The organism is Holtiella tumoricola, from assembly GCF_027857615.1.
Taxonomy (GTDB): Bacteria; Bacillota; Clostridia; order Lachnospirales; family Cellulosilyticaceae; genus Holtiella; species Holtiella tumoricola.
Window position 1 is genome coordinate 225,017 of the sequence record NZ_JAQIFT010000061.1, and the last position, 20,103, is coordinate 245,119.

At 34.5% G+C, this 20,103-nt stretch carries 14 protein-coding genes; 3 read left to right on the forward strand and 11 right to left on the reverse strand.

Annotated elements, in window-relative coordinates:
* Positions 1 to 38: 38 nt before the first annotated feature.
* Entirely contained in the window at positions 39 to 2,627 is a 2,589-nt protein-coding gene (locus tag PBV87_RS17675; protein ID WP_271013178.1) for an ATP-dependent DNA helicase, read from the reverse strand.
* Positions 2,628 to 2,848: 221 nt separating this feature from the next.
* Here PBV87_RS17675 and PBV87_RS17680 point away from each other — a divergent pair, with 221 nt between their 5' ends.
* A complete protein-coding gene (locus tag PBV87_RS17680; RefSeq protein ID WP_271013179.1) occupies positions 2,849 to 3,892 on the forward strand; it encodes a leucine-rich repeat domain-containing protein in 1,044 nt (347 codons plus the stop codon).
* 67 nt (positions 3,893 to 3,959) lie between these two features.
* On the opposite strand, the gene PBV87_RS17685 is transcribed toward PBV87_RS17680, so the two are convergent.
* Together PBV87_RS17685 and PBV87_RS17690 are read right to left on the reverse strand one after the other, a co-directional pair.
* On the reverse strand, positions 3,960 to 6,134 hold the full coding sequence (locus PBV87_RS17685) for a DNA topoisomerase III (RefSeq protein ID WP_271013180.1): 2,175 nt from the start codon (positions 6,132 to 6,134) through the stop codon (positions 3,960 to 3,962).
* Between the two features lie 85 nt (positions 6,135 to 6,219).
* Entirely contained in the window at positions 6,220 to 6,777 is a 558-nt protein-coding gene (locus PBV87_RS17690; protein ID WP_271013181.1) for a DUF421 domain-containing protein, read from the reverse strand.
* A gap of 151 nt (positions 6,778 to 6,928) precedes the next feature.
* Between PBV87_RS17690 and PBV87_RS17695 the strand changes: the two genes are divergently transcribed.
* Positions 6,929 to 7,273: a DUF1622 domain-containing protein gene (locus tag PBV87_RS17695; protein WP_271013182.1), complete on the forward strand. Its 345-nt coding sequence runs from the start codon at positions 6,929 to 6,931 to the stop codon at positions 7,271 to 7,273.
* A 59-nt stretch (positions 7,274 to 7,332) separates the two neighbouring features.
* Here PBV87_RS17695 and PBV87_RS17700 read toward each other — a convergent pair whose 3' ends face one another.
* The 4 genes from PBV87_RS17700 to PBV87_RS17715 all read right to left on the reverse strand — a co-directional run bounded on the left by PBV87_RS17700 (position 7,333) and on the right by PBV87_RS17715 (position 14,453).
* Positions 7,333 to 9,393, reverse strand: a complete 2,061-nt coding sequence (locus tag PBV87_RS17700) for a DUF5054 domain-containing protein (RefSeq protein ID WP_271013183.1) — start codon at positions 9,391 to 9,393, stop codon at positions 7,333 to 7,335.
* A gap of 96 nt (positions 9,394 to 9,489) precedes the next feature.
* Positions 9,490 to 10,215 (reverse strand): GntR family transcriptional regulator, encoded by a 726-nt coding sequence (locus PBV87_RS17705; RefSeq protein WP_053982866.1) that lies wholly within the window; start codon positions 10,213 to 10,215, stop codon positions 9,490 to 9,492.
* A gap of 97 nt (positions 10,216 to 10,312) precedes the next feature.
* Positions 10,313 to 12,043: a class I mannose-6-phosphate isomerase gene (locus PBV87_RS17710; RefSeq protein WP_271013184.1), complete on the reverse strand. Its 1,731-nt coding sequence runs from the start codon at positions 12,041 to 12,043 to the stop codon at positions 10,313 to 10,315.
* Positions 12,044 to 12,083: 40 nt separating this feature from the next.
* Positions 12,084 to 14,453, reverse strand: a complete 2,370-nt coding sequence (locus PBV87_RS17715) for a glycoside hydrolase family 38 N-terminal domain-containing protein (protein ID WP_271013185.1) — start codon at positions 14,451 to 14,453, stop codon at positions 12,084 to 12,086.
* A 151-nt stretch (positions 14,454 to 14,604) separates the two neighbouring features.
* Between PBV87_RS17715 and PBV87_RS17720 the strand changes: the two genes are divergently transcribed.
* Positions 14,605 to 15,528: an ROK family protein gene (locus tag PBV87_RS17720; RefSeq protein ID WP_271013186.1), complete on the forward strand. Its 924-nt coding sequence runs from the start codon at positions 14,605 to 14,607 to the stop codon at positions 15,526 to 15,528.
* A 79-nt stretch (positions 15,529 to 15,607) separates the two neighbouring features.
* On the opposite strand, the gene PBV87_RS17725 is transcribed toward PBV87_RS17720, so the two are convergent.
* The 4 genes from PBV87_RS17725 to PBV87_RS17740 all read right to left on the reverse strand — a co-directional run bounded on the left by PBV87_RS17725 (position 15,608) and on the right by PBV87_RS17740 (position 19,979).
* Positions 15,608 to 15,913 carry a Dabb family protein gene (locus PBV87_RS17725; protein WP_271013187.1) on the reverse strand — a complete coding sequence of 102 codons (306 nt, stop codon included), beginning with the start codon at positions 15,911 to 15,913 and terminating at the stop codon, positions 15,608 to 15,610.
* A gap of 92 nt (positions 15,914 to 16,005) precedes the next feature.
* Positions 16,006 to 16,956, reverse strand: coding sequence for a hypothetical protein (locus PBV87_RS17730; RefSeq protein ID WP_271013188.1), 951 nt, complete (start codon positions 16,954 to 16,956; stop codon positions 16,006 to 16,008).
* Between the two features lie 160 nt (positions 16,957 to 17,116).
* Positions 17,117 to 17,377 carry a metal-sensing transcriptional repressor gene (locus PBV87_RS17735; RefSeq protein ID WP_053982860.1) on the reverse strand — a complete coding sequence of 87 codons (261 nt, stop codon included), beginning with the start codon at positions 17,375 to 17,377 and terminating at the stop codon, positions 17,117 to 17,119.
* 19 nt (positions 17,378 to 17,396) lie between these two features.
* Positions 17,397 to 19,979: a heavy metal translocating P-type ATPase gene (locus PBV87_RS17740; protein ID WP_271013189.1), complete on the reverse strand. Its 2,583-nt coding sequence runs from the start codon at positions 19,977 to 19,979 to the stop codon at positions 17,397 to 17,399.
* Between the last annotated feature and the right edge of the window lie 124 nt (positions 19,980 to 20,103).

Here is a 20,103-nt window from a genome sequence, read left to right on the forward strand (position 1 = left end):
TTTTATCTTCTTGTCTACCTTAAACTACTGATCTACTTTTACCTTAATGTGTTTTCCTGTTCGTCCCAAAAGCCCTCTACTTGTTCTGTAACATATCTTAGTTGGGTACACTTTCTATCTGAATACTCTGCCGGCATTAAGCTACTATATAACGGTGTATTGAAGCGGTCATCTATTAAAAGGATGACCCCTTTATCTTTTTCTGTACGGATTAATCGTCCTATTGCCTGAAGTACCTTATTCATACCTGGATAAGTATAGGCATAGTGATAGCCTTCTTTTTCTTGATCTTCAAAATGATATTTAATAAGGTCCTTCTCTAATCCAATCTGAGGCAAACCTACACTTACTATAACTACGCCAATAAGACGGTCTTCTGTCAAATCTATCCCCTCAGAAAAGATACCTCCTAATACGCAAAATCCTATTTTTGTCTTAGTTGGATTCTTTTCAAACTGAGCTAGAAAGGCTTCACGTGCCTCTTCATCCATATTGGTATCTTGCATAATCAGCTCAATTTTTGGACTATCCTCTTTATGCCATTGCTGTCCTTGTACTCTCTCTATTCCTTCTTGCTTAACCTCTCGTCTGCTTATCATATACGGGATCTCTTCTTCTACTAGCTGTATACTTGTTGTACTGGAATTTTCTTGTCCTACTTGTTGCATACTGCTTTCAGATAGAACCTCTTGTTCTCCTTGTTCCATACTGCTTTTACATGAGACCTCTTGTCCTACGTCTAAATTTGTCTCTCCATAGTATTCCATATAGTATGCATATACATCTTTCATGTACTTATAAGATGGGAAGAACACCATATAATTCCCTACTTTAGCTTGGCTTACTTTTATAATGTACTCACAAATCTTCTTATAGCTACCCTCTCTATGCTGATATCTAGTAGAGACATCTGTTGCCATAAGTTTCAGGGACTTGGTCTGATCAAATGGTGAAGGAAGCGTAATAGCTCTCTCCCCTTCGCCACTTAACATGTACTTATAGTAATCAATAGGCATCAATGTGGCAGAAAAGAATATAACACTTTTACAAGCACTTACCATATTTCCAATTAAATAAGATGGATCCATACAGAATAACTTAAAAATAATATCTCCATCCACTTGATCTGCATAAGTAATATATCTCTCATCAAAAAATTCATAGATTTTATTAAAGTTATAGGCTCTAAAATAAAGCTCTAATAAGTCTTGTGGTAACTTATGCATAGCACCTTTTTGAAGTTTCTTATCACACTCATTAATAAACTGTCTCACCATACGATTAAACCTTGTGGGTGCTTCTTTGCTAATCATACTTCCCGTTAAGTCAATGTAGTCTTTTCTTATGCTTAGTAAATACTCATTTAGCTTGCCTAGCTCCTTTGAAATAGTAGGGTATTGCTTACTGACAGATTTTTTAACACTCAAAAATTGCCTTTTAGACAAACTTTCTGAGTACATTTCTCTTGCACGATCAACTAAGTTATGGGCTTCATCTACCAATATTACAAAATCCCTTTGGTCTAGAAAACGTTTTAAAGCAACTGTTGGGTCAAAGATATAGTTATAATCACAAATAACCACATCGGCATAGATGGCAAGGTCAAGGGATAGCTCAAAAGGACACACATTATACTTTTTGGCATAGTCCTCTATTACATCTCTTGTAAATAGGTCTGTATGTGTAATCGCATCATAGACTGCTTCATCTACACGATCAAAGTGTCCTTCTGCATAGTGACAAAAGTCTGGATGGCAGCTTCTTTCATCCAAAAAGCATATCTTATCCTTCGCTGTTAAAGTAATGGCTTTAACCCTAGTTCCCTTATCATAAATCATCTGAATGCTTTTTTCTGCAACAGTTCTCGTAATGGTCTTAGCTGTAAGATAAAAGATTTTACCCACATGCCCTTCACCCATTGCTTTAAGGGCAGGAAAAAGCGTAGATATGGTTTTTCCTATCCCTGTAGGTGCATTCACGTAGAGGTTAGACTCATTGGTAATACTCTTATACACATTAACGGCCAGCTCTCTTTGTCCTATGCGATAGCCTTCAAAAGGAAAGGTCAATGCCTTCAAATAGCTTGTCCTCTCCTTGCTCCAGTCCATATAAAAACGTATCCATATTGCATACTTTTCTATTATTTCTTTAAAGAAACACTCTAACTCATCGAATTGATATACTTTAAGTAAATGCTTAGTTTCCTTTGTATCCAAATTATAATAGGTTAGTCTTACATTCATATCTTTTAGATGGTTTTGTGCAGCATAAAAGTAGGCATAGCATTTCGCTTGTGCCCAGTGAAGTGGATTATAATCTTCATCTATAACCTCTAAGCTTGTCCTTGTAGATTTAATTTCATCAATGGTTACAGCAATCAAATCACGAATAATACCATCTGCTCTTCCTTCTACGACAAAGGTAATATCCTGTGCTACATATTCATGAACAAGCTTAACTTCTTTCTCATAATTTGCGTCCATAGCATTTTGAATTTTCTTATGAGCCTTAGTCCCCTCTACTGCTCTGGCACGACTCACAAAAGATGCAAAGATGCTCCCTGAACGCATTACAAATTCTACAAGTTCTCTAACCGATATGTTAACTAACCCATCTGTAATACGCATAGTGTGTTCCTTTTCTTTTATCTTGATCTATCTTATTTTGTTTTTCTGTTCTTGTCTGTATTCTATTATACTGCTTTTATTAATTTCAAAATAGCCTTAGCCCTAATAACTTTATTCAATACTCAAAAACTAGGTTTTTAGTATAACTTATTTATTGAAACATCTAATCTTATAGTATAGACTTAGAAATAATAATTTCAAAGACACTGGTGGAAACGTAGATGTTTTTAGAGGATGAAGAAAAGATTTTCATAAGATTAGCTGATGAAAAACTAACTACAGAGAAAGTTAAAAGCCTTATCGACTTTTGCTTTAAAGAAAGTGACGAAATTGTACTTTGTCAACTAAAGGTTGGTGACCGCTCACCAAAGGTATTAAATAACATTCAATTACTTAGGTATGAAGAAACAAATCAAACCCACTGCACACAAGGTCCTCTTACTACTATTTTTCACATAAAAAATGATTATCAAATTAAGCATAAATTTGATACGCTAAAGGATATTTATGAGCAGCTCCACATTGATGAGGTAGGTACCGAAATCGTAGAAGACCCTGCTTTTTATAAACAGGGTGAATTACTTTGTTCTATTTGTTCTCATGAAAAAATAGGATGCTTATTTTTAACCAAAGATCAATACAACATCTTTTATCATTTACGTATTCCACATGATCTCTATAATGTTAAAGAACAGCCTAGCTTTGAAGATCTTCTCAAGGAATACGCTTATCAAGACAGAACAAAACTAAGTATGGTAAACCCCACGATACAGTCTATACCTGATAACATAGGGCAATTAACCTACTTAAAAAGCTTAGAAATTTTTAGTAATCAATTGGTATCTTTGAATGTGTCCTTAGAAAAACTAATACACTTAGAACTTTTAAGATTAACAAGAAATAAAGTTAAAAATTTAGGTTTTAACATCGGTAAACTAAAAAATCTAAAAGTATTAGACTTAGGTGCCATGCCTCTTGAACACTTTCCTAACGAAATTACTAAACTTCCTCTATTGCAAGAGCTGTATTTAGATGGCTTACAAACCAATAAAGTACCTGAATCACTTATGAATTTAAAGCATTTAAAAGTACTTGTACTCCCTGATCTAGATCATACTCAGTATTCTCCAGCTTTTATAAAGTTTGTTGAGAAATTAAAGCCTAAAAAGAATACAATCTCATTAAAAGATATATTGGGTGAAGAAGCTTGGAATAATCTAGTCGAATCTGGTAACTGCCTTATTCGAAACGATAATAACCTTTAAAACAATCTATCAAATAGCATATTAAAAAGAGAGCGATAAGTATGCATCGCTCTCTTTTTAATGTGTTCTATTTCTTATTTAGATTTGCAAATAAATCCGCAAAAGCGAAGTTACCTTCATCTTCTTTTTGTTGTTGCTTAAGGTATTTTTGTACAGATTTCTTGTCACCTTTACCTTGTTTATCTTTAAAGCGATTATTAAAGGTACTTGCCTTTTCTCTAAAGGTACAAGTTGTACATACATAGATTTGCCCATCTCCTTGACCGCGTAACTCAAGTTTTTTGTGACACTCTGGGCAATGTGCATTTGTAAACTTACTTACATTTTCTCTATAGCCACATGCTCTATCTTGGCATACATAGAGTTTACCATGCTTACCTTTAACTTCAAGTAGACTCTTACCACAGTCAGGACAACGTTTGCCTACTATATTATCATGTTTAAACTTATCTGTACTCTCTTTTACTGTGTCAACTAATTCACCGCTATACTTGCGCATACGTGTAATAAAGTCTTTTGGATTTTGTTTGCCTTTACTAATAAGCTCTAGTTCTCTTTCCCATTTAGCTGTAAGAAGAGGTGTTTTGAGTTCTTCTGGTACAAGGTCTATAAGTTGCTTACCTTTTGAAGTTGGTACGATGCTATTACCGCTTTTCTCAATGTAGAACATATTATAGAGTTTTTCTATAATGTCTGCACGTGTCGCAACAGTACCAATACCACCTGTTTCTCCAAGTGTTTTGGCTGCTTCTTTGCTTACCTTTACATACTTATGTGGGCTTTCCATTGCAGATAAAAGTGTCGCTTCACTAAAACGTGCTGGTGGCTTAGTTTGAAGTTTATTGCATTCAACGTTCACTATTTTTAAGCTATCGCCTACTTTTACTTCTGGTAGACGTGTGTTATCACTTTCACCTTCTTTAGTTTCTTCTTCACCTTTTTCATAAACAATTTTAAACCCTTGATTGATCATTACTTGGCCTTTTGTTACAAAGGTTTCTTCTCCTGATTTAGCCTCAATAGTGGTTTGTTTGTACTCACAAGGAGGAAGCATCACACTTAAGAAACGTTTAACAACAAGTTCATAAATTTTGCGTTCATCATTTGAAAGCTTTGAGAGCATAATGCTTTCTTCTGTTGGGATAATCGCATGGTGGTCAGATACTTTGTTATTATCTACAAAGTGTTTGCCTGTCTTAATCCCATTTTTAAGTACAGCCTGTACAGCTGGGCGGAAGTTCCCTACATTGACAGCCTGTAATCTGTCTTTAAGTGTAGGTACTATGTCCTGGGAAATATACTTTGAATCTGTACGAGGGTAAGTTAATACTTTGTAATTTTCATAAAGTCTTTGCATAATATTAAGGGTTTCTTTTGGACTCATACCATACAATCTATTTGCATCTCGTTGTAATTCTGTTAAATCGTATAAGCCAGGTGCATAGGCTTTTTTATCTTTTTCATCTACCTTCACAATCTGAAGTGACTTACCTTCAAGTTGATTTTTAAGCTTCTTTGCTTCTTCTTCATTCCAAATATTAGGCCCTTTAGTGCCTTGCCACATTAAGCTAAAGCTTGGTGTTTTCACTTTGATGTTAAAGTAATCTTCAGCTTTAAAGTTTTTGATCTCTTCTTCTCTTGTTACAATCATAGCAAGTGCTGCTGACTGTACACGTCCTGCTGAAAGTTGGGCATTATATTTACAAGTCAACGCACGGGTCACATTAAGTCCCACTAACCAGTCACCTTCTGCACGACACACTGCAGCCTCATAAAGATTATGATAATCTTTGGCTGGTTTTAAGTTTTTAAATCCTTCTAAAATAGCTTTATCTGTAACAGATGAAATCCAAAGACGCTTCATTGGCTTATTCACTTTTGCTTTTTCAATAATCCATCTTGCTACAAGTTCTCCTTCACGCCCAGCATCTGTTGCAATAATAATCTCATCGACATCTTTACGTTGCATTTGCTCTTTTACGCTATTAAACTGCTTACCTGCACCTTTAAGTACAACTAACTTCATTTGTTTTGGAAGCATCGGGAGGCTTTCCATACTCCAAGTTTTATATCTATCATCATAAGCCTCTGGGTCAGCAAGACCTACAAGATGCCCAAGTGCCCATGTCACAATATAATCATTACCTTCTATATATCCATTACCCTTTTTGCTACACTTTAAAACTCGTGCTATGTCACGTGCAACACTAGGCTTTTCTGCTAAAACAAGTTTTTTTGCCATGTTTAATGTACTCCTTTTCGTTGTATCTTGTTCTATCATAACATACCTTCTAAAAACAATAAAAGGTTGCTTAGATAAGCAACCTTTATTCTCCTCTTCCCTTAATAATTTCTTCTGCTGTTAAGTTTACTCTATTTTTAATATCTTCACTTAATACCTCATTGAGAATATAAACCATATCTTGTACACGTAATGGCTCAGCCCCTGGTGTTAAACGAAAACCAAATTCTCCATTAGATTCTAACGTACCCTCTTCTACATATTCTAACTTGGGTATACCTTCTTGACGTAGCCTTGAAAGTACCTCCTCTTTTGTTAATCGAAGCTTTTTAAGCTTTGCTTCATCAAACTTCCCATCTTGTATGATAATTATTTTATTGCCTACTGCCAGCTTTTTAAACCACTTCATATAGAATGAAGCCACTTCAAATATAATTAGTAAAAGAATATAAATAGTCGCTGTAGCTATAGTCTTTTTAATATCCTTATCTGCAAAAGGTTCTACAATGATTGCACCTATTGAAATAATCATTACTGTCTGTGCAATGGTCATTTGAGCAATCGATCTACGTCCTGTAAGCCTAAGTAAAAAAACTGCTACCACAAATAAAATAATAGGTTTAAGTAAAAAAGGAATTTCCATCTCTTATCACTCCTCACCTTTGTATTATGTGATCATTTTATTTATTCCATGTATGTTATTACTATCTCCTAGTTATACTCTTTGCCTGTCTTACATATCCTATTTATAGACTAGCTTAATTTAATCTATTTTATTCTGAAGGAGTCCACCTATGTTAGAATTTCTCATTACTCGTTATCTCCCTGCACTCATCCATGTGCTAGAAGCCATGGGAATTATAGTTCTCACTATTGGAGCAGCCAATGGTTTTTATCACTATATAGTTAGCCTATTTCATCATAATCCATCAACTTCTAGAAGTCACTTTGCTAGTTCTATGGCCATCTCCCTAGAATTTAAACTTGCTGCTGAGATTCTAAAAACTGTTCTCGTACGTACTATTGATGAGATCATCATTCTAGGTGCAATTATTCTCCTACGTGCCCTCATGACACTCATTATCCATTGGGAAATCAGGCAAGATTCACCTCATGAACGTACAGATCCTGAAAAATAAGGGAATTACTTTTAACCTCACCTTAGGTTGAAAGTAATTCCCTTTTATCTTTTTCGTCTTTATTTATTAAAAGTTATTTCATATTCAAAAGCACAATCATCCTCACACCATTGACAGAAGTTCGTTCCCCATCTGTTGTTGAAAAGATTGAAGTAGAATCCCTCTTCTAACGAATCTACTTTATTATCCATCTTATAAATATTCTTATCTCCAATACTTACTATTGGGCTATGGATATTACGGATATGAATAGCTCCATCTGCTCCATCATACGCTAAGGCTTCTACTCCATGTTGTTTTCTATTTCCACCTTTTACTACATCAAAAGGATTAATCCATGCACCAACTTTATTCATTTGCCATCTGTATGGATTATCTACGTCAAATTGAACTTTTAACCAAATAGCTTCTGGTATCTTATTAGCTTCTTTGTCTAACCACTCAACACGCATGAACACTTTATTGTCTTCAAATGTATAAGTAATTTGAGCTTTATTAGGCATACCATACTTCTTAGCTGCCTGTTCGTCTCCAAATAGGCTTACTTTAAGTTGATTGCCCTCTTTAACAATATATCTTGTTGTAAAGTCATAACATCTACCCTTAAGATCCTCCACAAACTCTAAACCTGGTTTAGAGAAATCCCCTTCAGACCATGAACAAGTTTCTAAGAAGTTTCTATTATATTGATAATAATTTGTAGATACATCAACTACATCATAGATATCATACTGTAATCTTCCAACCTCTCCTTGTTCTAACCACACCTTTTCATTATTTTCTAAGTAAATGAGTTGACCACAAGCTCCAAGCTTAACCTTCCAACCATTTACCTCTAGTAAACGATTTGCAAAGACCTCTTCACCTTGTTTATTAAATGCCTTTGGTTTAAGTTGTTCTAATGCAGCTAATGCTTGTTTTTGTAAGTCTTCTGGTAATGCTTCTATTGCCTTTTGAATATAAGCTCTTTGTTCAGTATGAGATGCCTCATACATTTTATAAGAACCTGTAAAATGTCCTGCTCTGTACTTTTCAATATCATATTGAAGAACTTCTAACATATGACTATTTCTATAAGTCAAGAATTCAAGTGTTGTAGCATCTGCTTCTCTAGCTGCTTTAAAGTCTTCTTTAGACCAATTTTTAAAGTCTGCTAAGTATTTTTTAAAGTCTAGCCCCCATGTATGTTCAGCAATCATAAGTAAATTCATCATGAATCCGTCATATGCTTGATCTTCTTCTTTAAGTAAACCTGCCTTCATCCATTCATCTCTTAGTCTAAGAAGTTCTTTATACTCTGCAATTTTTTTAGGATCTGAAGAAATACCATGAATCCAAGTATCTCCTATCTCTTCTTTTACTACTGGTAATCTATCTTTAATGGTTAAAATACTTTTTGCAAATTCATCTAATGAAGAAGCTTGAATGGTAGCATGAGGATATAACTTCTGTATTCTATCGATTTCATTTAAAATATCTTCTTCTGATTGAGGACCTAAGTTGTCTCCTGTATGAGCAAACTCTAATACCTCATCAAAGCCATCGATAAGTAACTCTTTTCCATACCCTGCTGAGTAGTGTACGATAACTTCATCTTCCCCATCTTGCCATCTAAATATTGGTGGTACATTAGGTACCATAGAAGATGGATTAACTCCTATGTGTAAATAACGTATGCCTCTTTTTACTAAGTGCTTCACCATTCCACGTGTATGTCCAGGTACGTCTGTCATTTTGCTGGCAATGGTTTGTGTCCCAAATCTTTCATCTAATTTCTTAGAAAGGTCTAAACTATATTCTAATAAGGGCTCATTCATAGCTTCTGTATGGGTTGTACAAGCAATACCATGCCATCTAATTGAACCATCTTTAATCGCACACACAAGTTTTTCTTGTTCTGCTTGTGAAGCATTTTTTAAATAATAATCTATTAAGTAAGATCCTACAGTCCATATAAACTTTTTATCTTCTTTTGTGTTCAACTTCAAAGCTAAGTCTATAGCTTTGGGAATGAATTTATTTAAATAATCATCTAATACTTGATAACCAAAGTTAGTAAATCCAATATCTAAATGTGTTTTATAGACCACATGTACTTTTTTAATTGTATGTTTATCCATATTTAATGCCTCTTTCCATTAACTTTTGTGTTTAAAGTAAATAATAAGGGGAGTTACCTTTAACCCTTATTAAGATTATGGTAACTCCCTCACTTTTTATTTATTAAGTTCCATATAGTATTCATATCTTGAAGCAACATATTGGCCTTCTGTATATTCAAATACTTCGCCTTTTTGGTCATAGCCTATTCTCTTTAAAATAAGCATCGGACCTTTTTTGTTACAATTTAGTTCTTCTGCTAGTACCTCATCAGCAAGCCCTGCTGTTATGCGTTGTGTAATCTTAGAAATTTCCACTTGATGTCTTGTTCTAAGATAATCATAAAGTGACCCATAATAAAGGTCTTTATCTAATTCTAAATCAATATGACACTTAATGTATGTTTTAAAGCGTACCACTGGAATATCATTGATACATCTTATACGTATCAGTTCATATACAGGCATGCCTTTATCTATTTGTAATGCACGCGCACATACTTCATCAGCTTTAACTAGGCTAATCTTTGCGCTCTTTGTAGTTGGTATAATACCTTGGGCTTTCATCTCATCTGTAAAGCCTTCTATTTTAAGTAAGGGCTCTGATTGTTTTTGTTTTAAAACAATGGTTCCTTTCCCCTTAATGCGTTCTACATAACCTTTTTGCTCAAGGTCGCCAATAGCTGCACGTACTGTAATACGACTTACACCATATTTTTCTTCGTAATCAATCTCCCTTGGAAGCAGTTCTCCTTGTTTGTAGATGCCTTGTTGAATTTCCTCTTCAATAATCCTAATCAACTGTTCTTTAAGGGTAGGGGCTCCTTTACCTCTTTGTAGCATATATACCTCCTACTTTCTATCTCTTTCAATTTTACTTAAGCATAGCCTTGTTATTCGTGTTCAAAAGCAAGAGTTTAATGCCCTTGTCTTCTGTTATTTATCTCACGAAAGCTTTAATCGTAGCAATTTTCTTACCTTCCGAAGCACCATAAGGTTTAATAGTATACTCTTTTACAGCTTCAGGGATAATGAAAGTCTCTGCATAGTGTACCACAAATGGTTCAAATGCTCCTGTTGGACTTTCTACGATTGCTTCTTCACCTTCTACTAAATTTAACACATTTACACTATTATGTGTAGTGTGATGTACAGCTTCGGTGAACCAATGGCGTCTCGTTTCAATAAATTCACGCTCATGAAGACCTGTTCTTTCTTCTACATAGCCCTCACCTTCTCCTACAACTTGTACTGGGCTTACTAAATTTTCTTCTACCCACTTTGTTGTACGATCCCAAGCAATAACCTTTTCTCCGTGTTCTACGTGAATTGGACGTGGTAGCCCATCTAAGCCAAGTCTATCCCAATCCCAAAGTTTAAAAGTAAAGATATATGGTGTTGCACTAATTTCAAGTACCATTGTATCACTACCTGAACAGTGTATTGTCCCTGCTGGAATAAGGAAGTGATCATGCTTATGTGCTTTAAAACGATTGACATATTTATCTGCATCAAAGCTTTTTTCACCTGTTTGAGCAATATAAAGATCATCAATCATTTCTTCTTTATTAATGTCTTCTTTAAGTCCTAAGTAGACATCTGCACCTTCTTTACAGTCTAAGATATAGTAACTTTCATCTTGTGTATAGTGCATTCCAAAGGTCTGTTGAATATACTCTGTTAAAGGATGTACTTGAAGAGATAAGTTTTGTCCTCCCATCGTATCTAAGAAGTCAAAGCGAATAGGGAATTCTTTTCCAAATCTAGCATGTACACGTGTTCCTAGAAGTTCTATTGGCTGATAAAATACCACATCAATAGATGGTACTTCTACTCTAATATCTCCATAACGTAAGAAAAGACTGTTTTCTTCTGGTACACCGTCAAAGCTCCAAGCAAAGTTTTCTTGTTCTTTATCAAGGTCACATACTTCTTTCATCCATTGTCCACCCCATACACCTGGGTCAAAATATGGTACCACTCTAAATGGACGATTAGCTGTTTGTTTAAGGCCTGCAAAGAAACTCTCTGCTGTAATTAGCTTCGGTTCATTGGCAACATTTGTATCTAGAACATAGTCAAAATCTTGGAAATGGCTCATCTTATGTCTATCTGCCATACGCCACTCTACAAAGAAACCTCTTTTATACTTTGTTAAAATTGGAGCATCTGCATTACTTACATTCCAGTTACTCATACCCTTGCGATAGCGAAGTTGAATTTCCCATCTTGCTAAATCTGCATAGATATATAAGTCACCTGTTGTAATTAAGCCTGCACCTACACCAATTACAAGTACATTACCTTTAGCTTCTTCAATTTCAGCGCGAGCTGCCTGTATCTTTTCTGTTACAAAGACATCTTTGAAATTCTTTGTAGTTAGTACCCCAAACACACGGTCTTCAGTTAAGTACTCATCTATAGCTTGTGTAAGTGCTTCCTCTCTGAGTGCACAGTAATCTGAACAAATAACTTTATCAAAGTTAAGGCTTTCTAGCCCTTTAATAATTTCTTGTTCATCTACACCTGGATAACAATCTACTACAACTACATTTTTTGTACCTACTTTTAAGTCTTTTTGAACAATGCCAGCTATAGCAGGATATCCTGCTACAGCGTGATCATCATAACCTTTTACTCTTACTTCTGGATATTTATCGTATCTTGCCATTTTTCTAGTCCTTTCCTAATCGCCTACCCCTTAATATGCTTTAGTTTGTCATGAATGTTACAACACCAAAGTCTTCATCTTTCATTGTTTTGAAGCTATCTTTTGCTGCTTCTTTATCTGTCATCGTTAAGCTATAGCAAAACTCTGTAATACCTGATAAGTCCATTTTAAAGTTTGTTTCCCAAATATTATTCATGATCCATGAGTATACATCACGGTGGTTATTTGCTTCTTTGTTATCACAAAGTGTAATTGGGTGATGTGTAAGTTCTCCCATGTAAATCATAGGTGCATCTTTTGTTTGAATTAAGATATTGTGAGCCTTAGTTTCATACACAAGCCCATTGTCGATAAGGTAGTATTCCATACATGTTCCTGGAAGTTGATCAATCCCTGGTCTAAAGCATGCATCACTCTTATCTACATAAAGTGTACTTTGTGGTAAGTTTAAAGTAAGTGGTAATAAGATGTTTTCTACGTCTTGTGAAAGTGTTTTTGCGATTTTGTATTTGAATTCGATTTTTGGTAATGTATTGTACATTTTAATCACTACTGAACTGAAGAATGTACCCTCTAATTTGTAAATAAGTTCAATGGTTGTGAACACTGGACCATTATTAATCAGCTTAAGGTCATCAAGTGTTGCAATATATTTTTTAGCATGAAGTCCTCTAATATTTCTTCCAAGTAAACGTCTTTCTTCATAGATATCTGTACGAATCTCTGTGTTTTCATAAATTGGTGTGAAGAAACGTGCATCGCCTTCTTTAAGCATCTCTACATCATCCACTTTATTATAGAAAGATGTTACACCTTTACCTACTTCATAGCTAATTTTGAAGTAGTCATTTTCAACACCATAAGGAAGTGTATAAGTTACAGGATCATACTCGTTAACGATATCTTTAACGCGTTCTGAACCCATGTAAGCAATACGTGTGTTGTTCTTAACTGGTGTATCAGCTTTTTCAACGAATTTATATGTTTTTTCTTCGTTTCCTTCAAAGTGGTCAACAAAACTAATAAGTACCCCTCTTGGATGTGAAGAAATTTGTGTATTCATTACTTCACCAGTAAGTTCTGAAGTCACTTCTACACCATCGTATTTCCATACTTCAATATAGAATTCAACTACTTTCTTACCTGCTTTATCAGAAGCATTAATTGCTTTGATTCTGCCATCACGGTCATAGTATCTTAACTTATCACCTTTGCTGTGTAGAATACGGTTTAAGTTCTTAGCTGTTGCTTCATGTGCTTTAGAAGCATAACTATTTTTACGAATATCTAAGTTTTGTACCATTGTATCGTATGGATTTGTAATCGTTGAAGAATGTCCCCAAGTATGTTCTGCATATACAAGTAAGTTATCTTCTGCATCTTTTATGAAGTCTTCTCTCATCACTTTATGCTCTGGATCAAGACGTTCGCAAAGATGGTAAGCTCTTTGTGCTTCTTTATAGTGTTTAACTGGATATGGTGTACTACCAACCCCATGCGCCCACCAGTCTGTTAAATCACCTTTATAAGTTGGAATATCTCCTAATTTATCTTTAATACCATCATAAAGTTGTGCTATTGTTACCATTTCAACTTTAACTTCAGCACCATAGTTGGCATTGAATTCTTCTATTAAGTCAAGGATATCCATGTTTGGAGGTGCATTATCACTGAATACGCCTGATACACTTGTAACCATGAAGTCATATTTATAGCCATTATCTACGCATTCTTTTAAGTAGTCATATAAATTATCTTTGAATGATTCTACTGGAGTTTTTGGTTTTTCTTTACCAAAGTAATTTTCTGTCATGAAGTTTGCATGTTTATTTGGAACAAGTCCTAGTGCATTACCTAAATTATAATGTTCCCCATTCCATACAAGAAGTTTTTTACCTGCTTCATTTTCCCAGAAGTATGGTTTTTGATTTTGATAAAGAGGGTACATACCATGGTGACAGTGAATATTTGTAAATAAGAATTCAATTCCATTATCTAAGAATACATCTAAGCTTCCTAATGAAATTCCATTTACGTCTGCATTCATAGCTACTTTTACAGGAACATCATATTGCTTGAAGTACTCTACCATCGCTTTTGTACGATTATGTAGCACTTGTTTATCTACTAAATCTGTAAAGTTAAGGTAACTTGCTGAAAGTCCCATTCCACCTTTTTTAACTTGCTCAATAAATGCAAGTCTCTCTTCTTCAGTAGCTTCTTCTAAGAATTTTTCTACACAATAGTATGTTTCACAATTCCACTTAAAAGCTGGTCTTTCGGCTGTCATAGTCACTGCTGATTTAATGTAATCCATATGGTTGTACATGATTTTTTCTTGTAAATCTGTATAACCTATATCTGTGTGTGAGTGGTGAATAACGTATACTTTCCATTTGCGATCTAACATGTAGGGCCTCCTAGCGCTTATCTTCTCTTAAAATATAAATCAATATAAATATGTTATAACATATATCCTTATCCTTTTCAATATGTTATAATATATTTATATTTAACCCATTGTATGTTATAACATATTGAATATTAGAAAGGATTTTCTTATGAATGGATTTATTGCACTTGATGTAGGTGGTACCTCTATCAAAGCTGGCGTCATATCGGAAGCTGGCCATCTAATTAGTTCTAAAATTTCTCATTATCCTTCACAATCTAATGAAGATTTGGGAACTATTTTAGATCACTTTACGTCTATTATTATAGATGAGTTTAAAAAGATACCTTTTCCTATTACTATTAAAGGCATTGGCATGGCATTCCCTGGTCCTTTTGACTATGAAAAAGGCATTTCACTTATGCAAAATATTAATAAGTATGATGCACTTTATGGCATAGACTTAAGACAAACCCTTATGCTTAAACTTAGTCATCATGAAGCGTTTATCTCTCAGACCACTCCTCACTACACAATTCGCTTCGAAAATGATGCAAGTCTTTATGCATTAGGAGAGACTGTTTTAGATGAAAGCCTAATGTCAGGCAAAGTTCTTTGTCTCTGTATTGGTACAGGCCTTGGGTCTGCCTTTTTAGAAGATGGTAAACTCATTACCTCTAGAGAAGATGTTCCACCTAATGGTTGGGTTTATGATACACCTTTTTTAGGTAGTATCATTGATGACCATATTTCAGCAAGAGGTATTCTTAGTCTTCATGAAAAACTTCATGGCATCCAAATGCCAGATGTTAAATCTATCGCTGATTCTGCTTTACAAGGTAATCTGTATGCTCTTACCACTTTTGAATACTTTGGAAAACGTTTTGGCGAAGCGATTAATGATTTTTTGGAGACTTTCAATCCTCATACTTTAGTTATTGGTGGCCAAATAGCCAAAAGTTATACTTTATTTGAGTCTGGATTAAAAGCTTCTTTAGCGACGAGTCCCCCATCTTTTCATATAAAGTTAAGTACAGACTCTTCTTTAAGTACACTTCTTGGTGTAAAACAACTCTTTCTAGACACATTGTAGAAAATTACTTTTAAGTGATGACTAGATAGAAAAAGATCAGCAAGCACCTCATGGCTTGCTGATCTTTTTTATGCTTTAATTACATTTCATAATCTACTACTGCTCTTGATATTGCCACTTGTCTTACTAAGCTATTAGCCACTTCTAAATGCTTTGGATGCCCCTGATAATAGTTAAGTGCTTCAGCATCTGTAAATATTGAATCTAATGCTAAATCATAGCTAGCTTCTGAAGGATTAAAGTTAATCCCCACCTCAATCTCAACAAGCCCTTCTATTTCCCCTTTTAGAGCTTCAAGTCTTTCTTTAATTTTAGCCATAATTTCTTCTTTAGAACCATGTTCAGGATGTTCTGCTACCTTCCACATTACAATATGTCTAACCATTTCCCCTCACTCCTCTTATCGGAAATTTTAACTTCTAATTTTATTATACCTTAATTTAAAATAATCTAACATATACTTTAATACCGAAAGTTTTATTGAATTGTAATTTCAAAAGCTTCTACTTGTCCATTTATCATCATACCATTTGATTCTACTGAAATGGTTTGGCATACTTTTAAGTCACTAAATTTAACTACTTTTTTATTTTTAGCATCTGTAATCTTAGTATTTTCTGTGACTTTCACTATAATTTGTGATTCCTCATCTTTTTTATCACCAAGAGTGATGGTTTTAGCTTCTTTATCAATTTTTGCAATTTGTTCTGTAAGATAGCCTGCTACAGGACATGTTACTAAATTTTCTTCTTGCTCATCTAATATTGTAAGGAAGAAAGCCGTTACTTGGCCGTTTGTCATTATACCGTTTGATTCAAGTATAACTTGTTGACCTACCTCAAAGTCTGCAAAAGTATAAGCTCTTTTATTTAATTCATGACTAATTTGAGTATCTTCATTTACCTTTACAACAATTTGTGCTTCTTTATCTGTTGCATCACCTAAGATGATAGTTTGTGCATCAGCATCAATACCTACAATTGTATCTGTGATATAGCCTGCTACAGGACAAATAGCTAAGTTTTCTTCTAATTCATTTTCATTTTCCATCACTGTGAGGACAAAAGCCGTAAGTTGACCATTTGTCATCATGCCATTTGATTCAATTCCTATTTTTTGTCCTACTTCTAGATCACTAAATGTGTATACATTCTTATTATTCATCGAAATAATATTTGTTTCATTTGTAACGTTGATAACGATCTTTGCACCTTTATCCTCTGCATCACCTACGATAACTTGCTTATTTTTCTCATCAATTTTTACAATAGTATCCTCAATGTAGCCTACATTACATACAACTGCTGCCTTCTGTTTAATCACTTTAGTTTGGCCTTCAACCGGTGCTGCTATAACAGAGAAACTTGTTGCTGCTAAAGCCCCTACTACGCATAATGTTTTAAGTGTATTTAATAATTTTGTATTCATAATCTTTTCCTCCAAAGTTTTTGTTTTATATATGTAATACACTTAAGTCACCTATTTTGTTTAAAAAATGTTAGTGGAAAATTTTTCTATATAGGTAGATTAGTTTTATAGTATAAAAAAAGATTGAATATAGGCTTCATACCTATATTCAATCTTTATATTACTTCGTTAATTTATCAATAATAGCGAGGACTTCTTCTATCTTTTGTGATTTATTATCCTCTACAGCCTCAACTACACAGTGTTCCATATGTGCTTTGAGTACTTCGCGGTTTGCTTTTTTTAGAAGTGCCTCTACTGCAAGCAATTGATTGGAAACATCTATACAATAGCGATCTTCTTCTATCATTTTAAGAACCCCTTCAATCTGCCCTTTTGCAGTTTTCAGGTATCTGCCTACTTTATCTTTATCTGCTTTCATAGGAATCCCCTATTCTTACTTAATTAATACTTATTACATCATATCCTGCGTTTTCTACTGTTTCTTTAAGCACTGTATCACTTACTTCTTGAGTAAGTTCTACTGTTGCTGTTTTTGTTTCAAGATTTACTGTTGCTGTTACACCTTCAAGTGCATTTAATGCTTTTTCTACTCTTCCTGAACAATGTCCACAGCTCATACCTTCAATAACCATATGTTTTGTCATCTTTTTACTCTCCTCTTTCTCTTCTATTTTAATCATATCACTATTAACTTTACTTGTTAATTGTTGTTGTACATTTTTATTATTTTCTACTACTCTATTAGATGTTTTAGGTTTAAAAAACTTTAATCTAAGTGCATTACTTACAACTGTGACTGAGCTTAAACTCATCGCTGCAGCTGCAAACATAGGATTTAACTTCCATCCTAAAAGTGTATAGAATACACCTGCTGCAAGTGGAATACCTACAACATTATAGAAGAATGCCCAGAATAAGTTTTGTTTAATATTTTTGATTGTAGCACGACTTAAAGATACTGCTGATACTGCATCAAGTAAGTCACTCTTAATAAGAACAATGTCCGCTGATTCAATAGCTACATCAGTTCCTGCACCAATGGCAACCCCTACGTCTGCACGTGCTAATGCCGGTGCATCATTAATACCATCACCAACCATAGCTACAACATGGCCTGCTTCTTGAAGCTTACGTACTTCTTGTTCTTTATCTTGTGGTAATACCTCTGCTATAACTTTTGCTATACCTAATTGACTTCTAATGGCTTCTGCAGTTCTTCTATTATCTCCTGTAAGCATAATGACTTCTATGCCCATTGCTTGCATCTGTGCAATGGCTTCTTTACTTGTTGGCTTAATTGTATCTGCTACTGCAATAATACCCATTATTCCTTTTTCATCTGCAAAGTAAAGAGGTGTTTTTCCGTCCTCAGCTAATTGAATTGCCTTTGCTTCAAAAGCTTCCATAGTAATGCCTTGCTCTTTCATAAGCTTAGCATTTCCTATATTTAATTTTTTATTTTCTACGACAACTTCTAGCCCTTGACCTACTAAAGCCTTAAAGTTAGTTGCTTGCTTTAATGTTAAGTTACGTTCATTTGCTTCTAAAACAATAGCCTCTGCTAAAGGATGTTCAGATTGTTTTTCTGCTGATGCTGCAAAGATTAAGAATTCTTGTTCATCAAGTCCTTGTCTTACAATAATATCTGTTACACGAGGTTTCCCCTCTGTAATCGTTCCTGTTTTATCTAAAACAATACGGTCTACTTTGTGTAAGGTTTCAAGTGCCTCTGCTGATTTAATCAGAATACCATTTTCTGCACCTTTACCTGTAGCAACCATGATGGCTGTTGGTGTTGCAAGCCCTAATGCACATGGGCAAGAAATAACTAATACAGAAATACCAATAGACAGTGCAAATTCAAATGGTGCTCCAAGGAATAACCATACAATCGTTGCCACTATAGCTATACCTATAACTACTGGTACGAATACACTACTGATTTGATCTGCTAATTTTGCAATTGGTGCTTTTGAACCACTTGCATCTTCTACTAACTTAATAATTTGTGATAAGGTCGTATCACTTCCAACATGAACAGCCTTAAACTTAAATGTTCCCGTCTTATTCATGCTTGCACCAATAACTTTATCACCTGCTTGTTTCTCAACAGGAATACTTTCTCCTGTAAGCATAGATTCATCTACTGATGAAGTCCCTTCTACAATAACACCATCTACAGGAATACTTTGGCCTGGTTTCACAAGTATAATATCACCTACTACTACCTGCTCAATAGCAACTTCTATCTCTTGCCCATCCCTTATCACCATTGCTGTTTTAGGTGCTAAGTCCATAAGCTTTTTAATAGCTTCAGATGTTTTCCCTTTTGCACGTGTTTCTAAGAACTTACCTAATGTTATAAGTGCTAGAATGACAGCTGCTGATTCAAAATAGAGGTCCATGGAATATTGCATTACTAGCTCCATATCTCCATGCCCTAATCCATAACTCATTTTATAAATTGCAAAGACACCATAGATAAGTGCTGCAGCTGAACCTATTGCGATTAATGTATCCATATTAGAAGCACCTTTAATAAGTGATCTAAAACCTACCTTATAGTACTTACTATTTACAATGACAACTGGTAATGCCAGTAAGAATTGTGTAAATGCAAAACTTAAGGCATTCTCATTCCCATGGAAAGCTTCTAAAAATGGCCATCCCATCATGTGTCCCATCGAAATATAGAATAAAGGTATTGCAAATATGAAAGAAATAATAAGACGTCTCTTCATATCTTTGATTTCTTCTTGCACAGGATCTACTTGATTTATTTTACTCTTTGCTATTTGATTATTGCTTTGTTCTAATTCTGCGCTATATCCACCACTTTCAACGGCAGCAATAATAGCTTCAGGATTTAATTTATCTACATCATAGCTAACTTGCATCGTGTTATTAAACAAATTAACGTTTACTTTATTAACACCCTCTAGCTTGCCTACACTCTTCTCAACATGAGCGACACAAGCCGAACAGGTCATACCATTTACTTTAAATTTTTGATCTTTCATCTTTTCACCTACCCTCCCCCTCCTGGGGGGTTATTTTAAAGTTAGTGTAATTTGTTTTTTTTCTTTTGTCAACTACTCTTTTCATCTCTTCTATAAATTAGTCTGTCCTCAAAAAGGCTTTTCA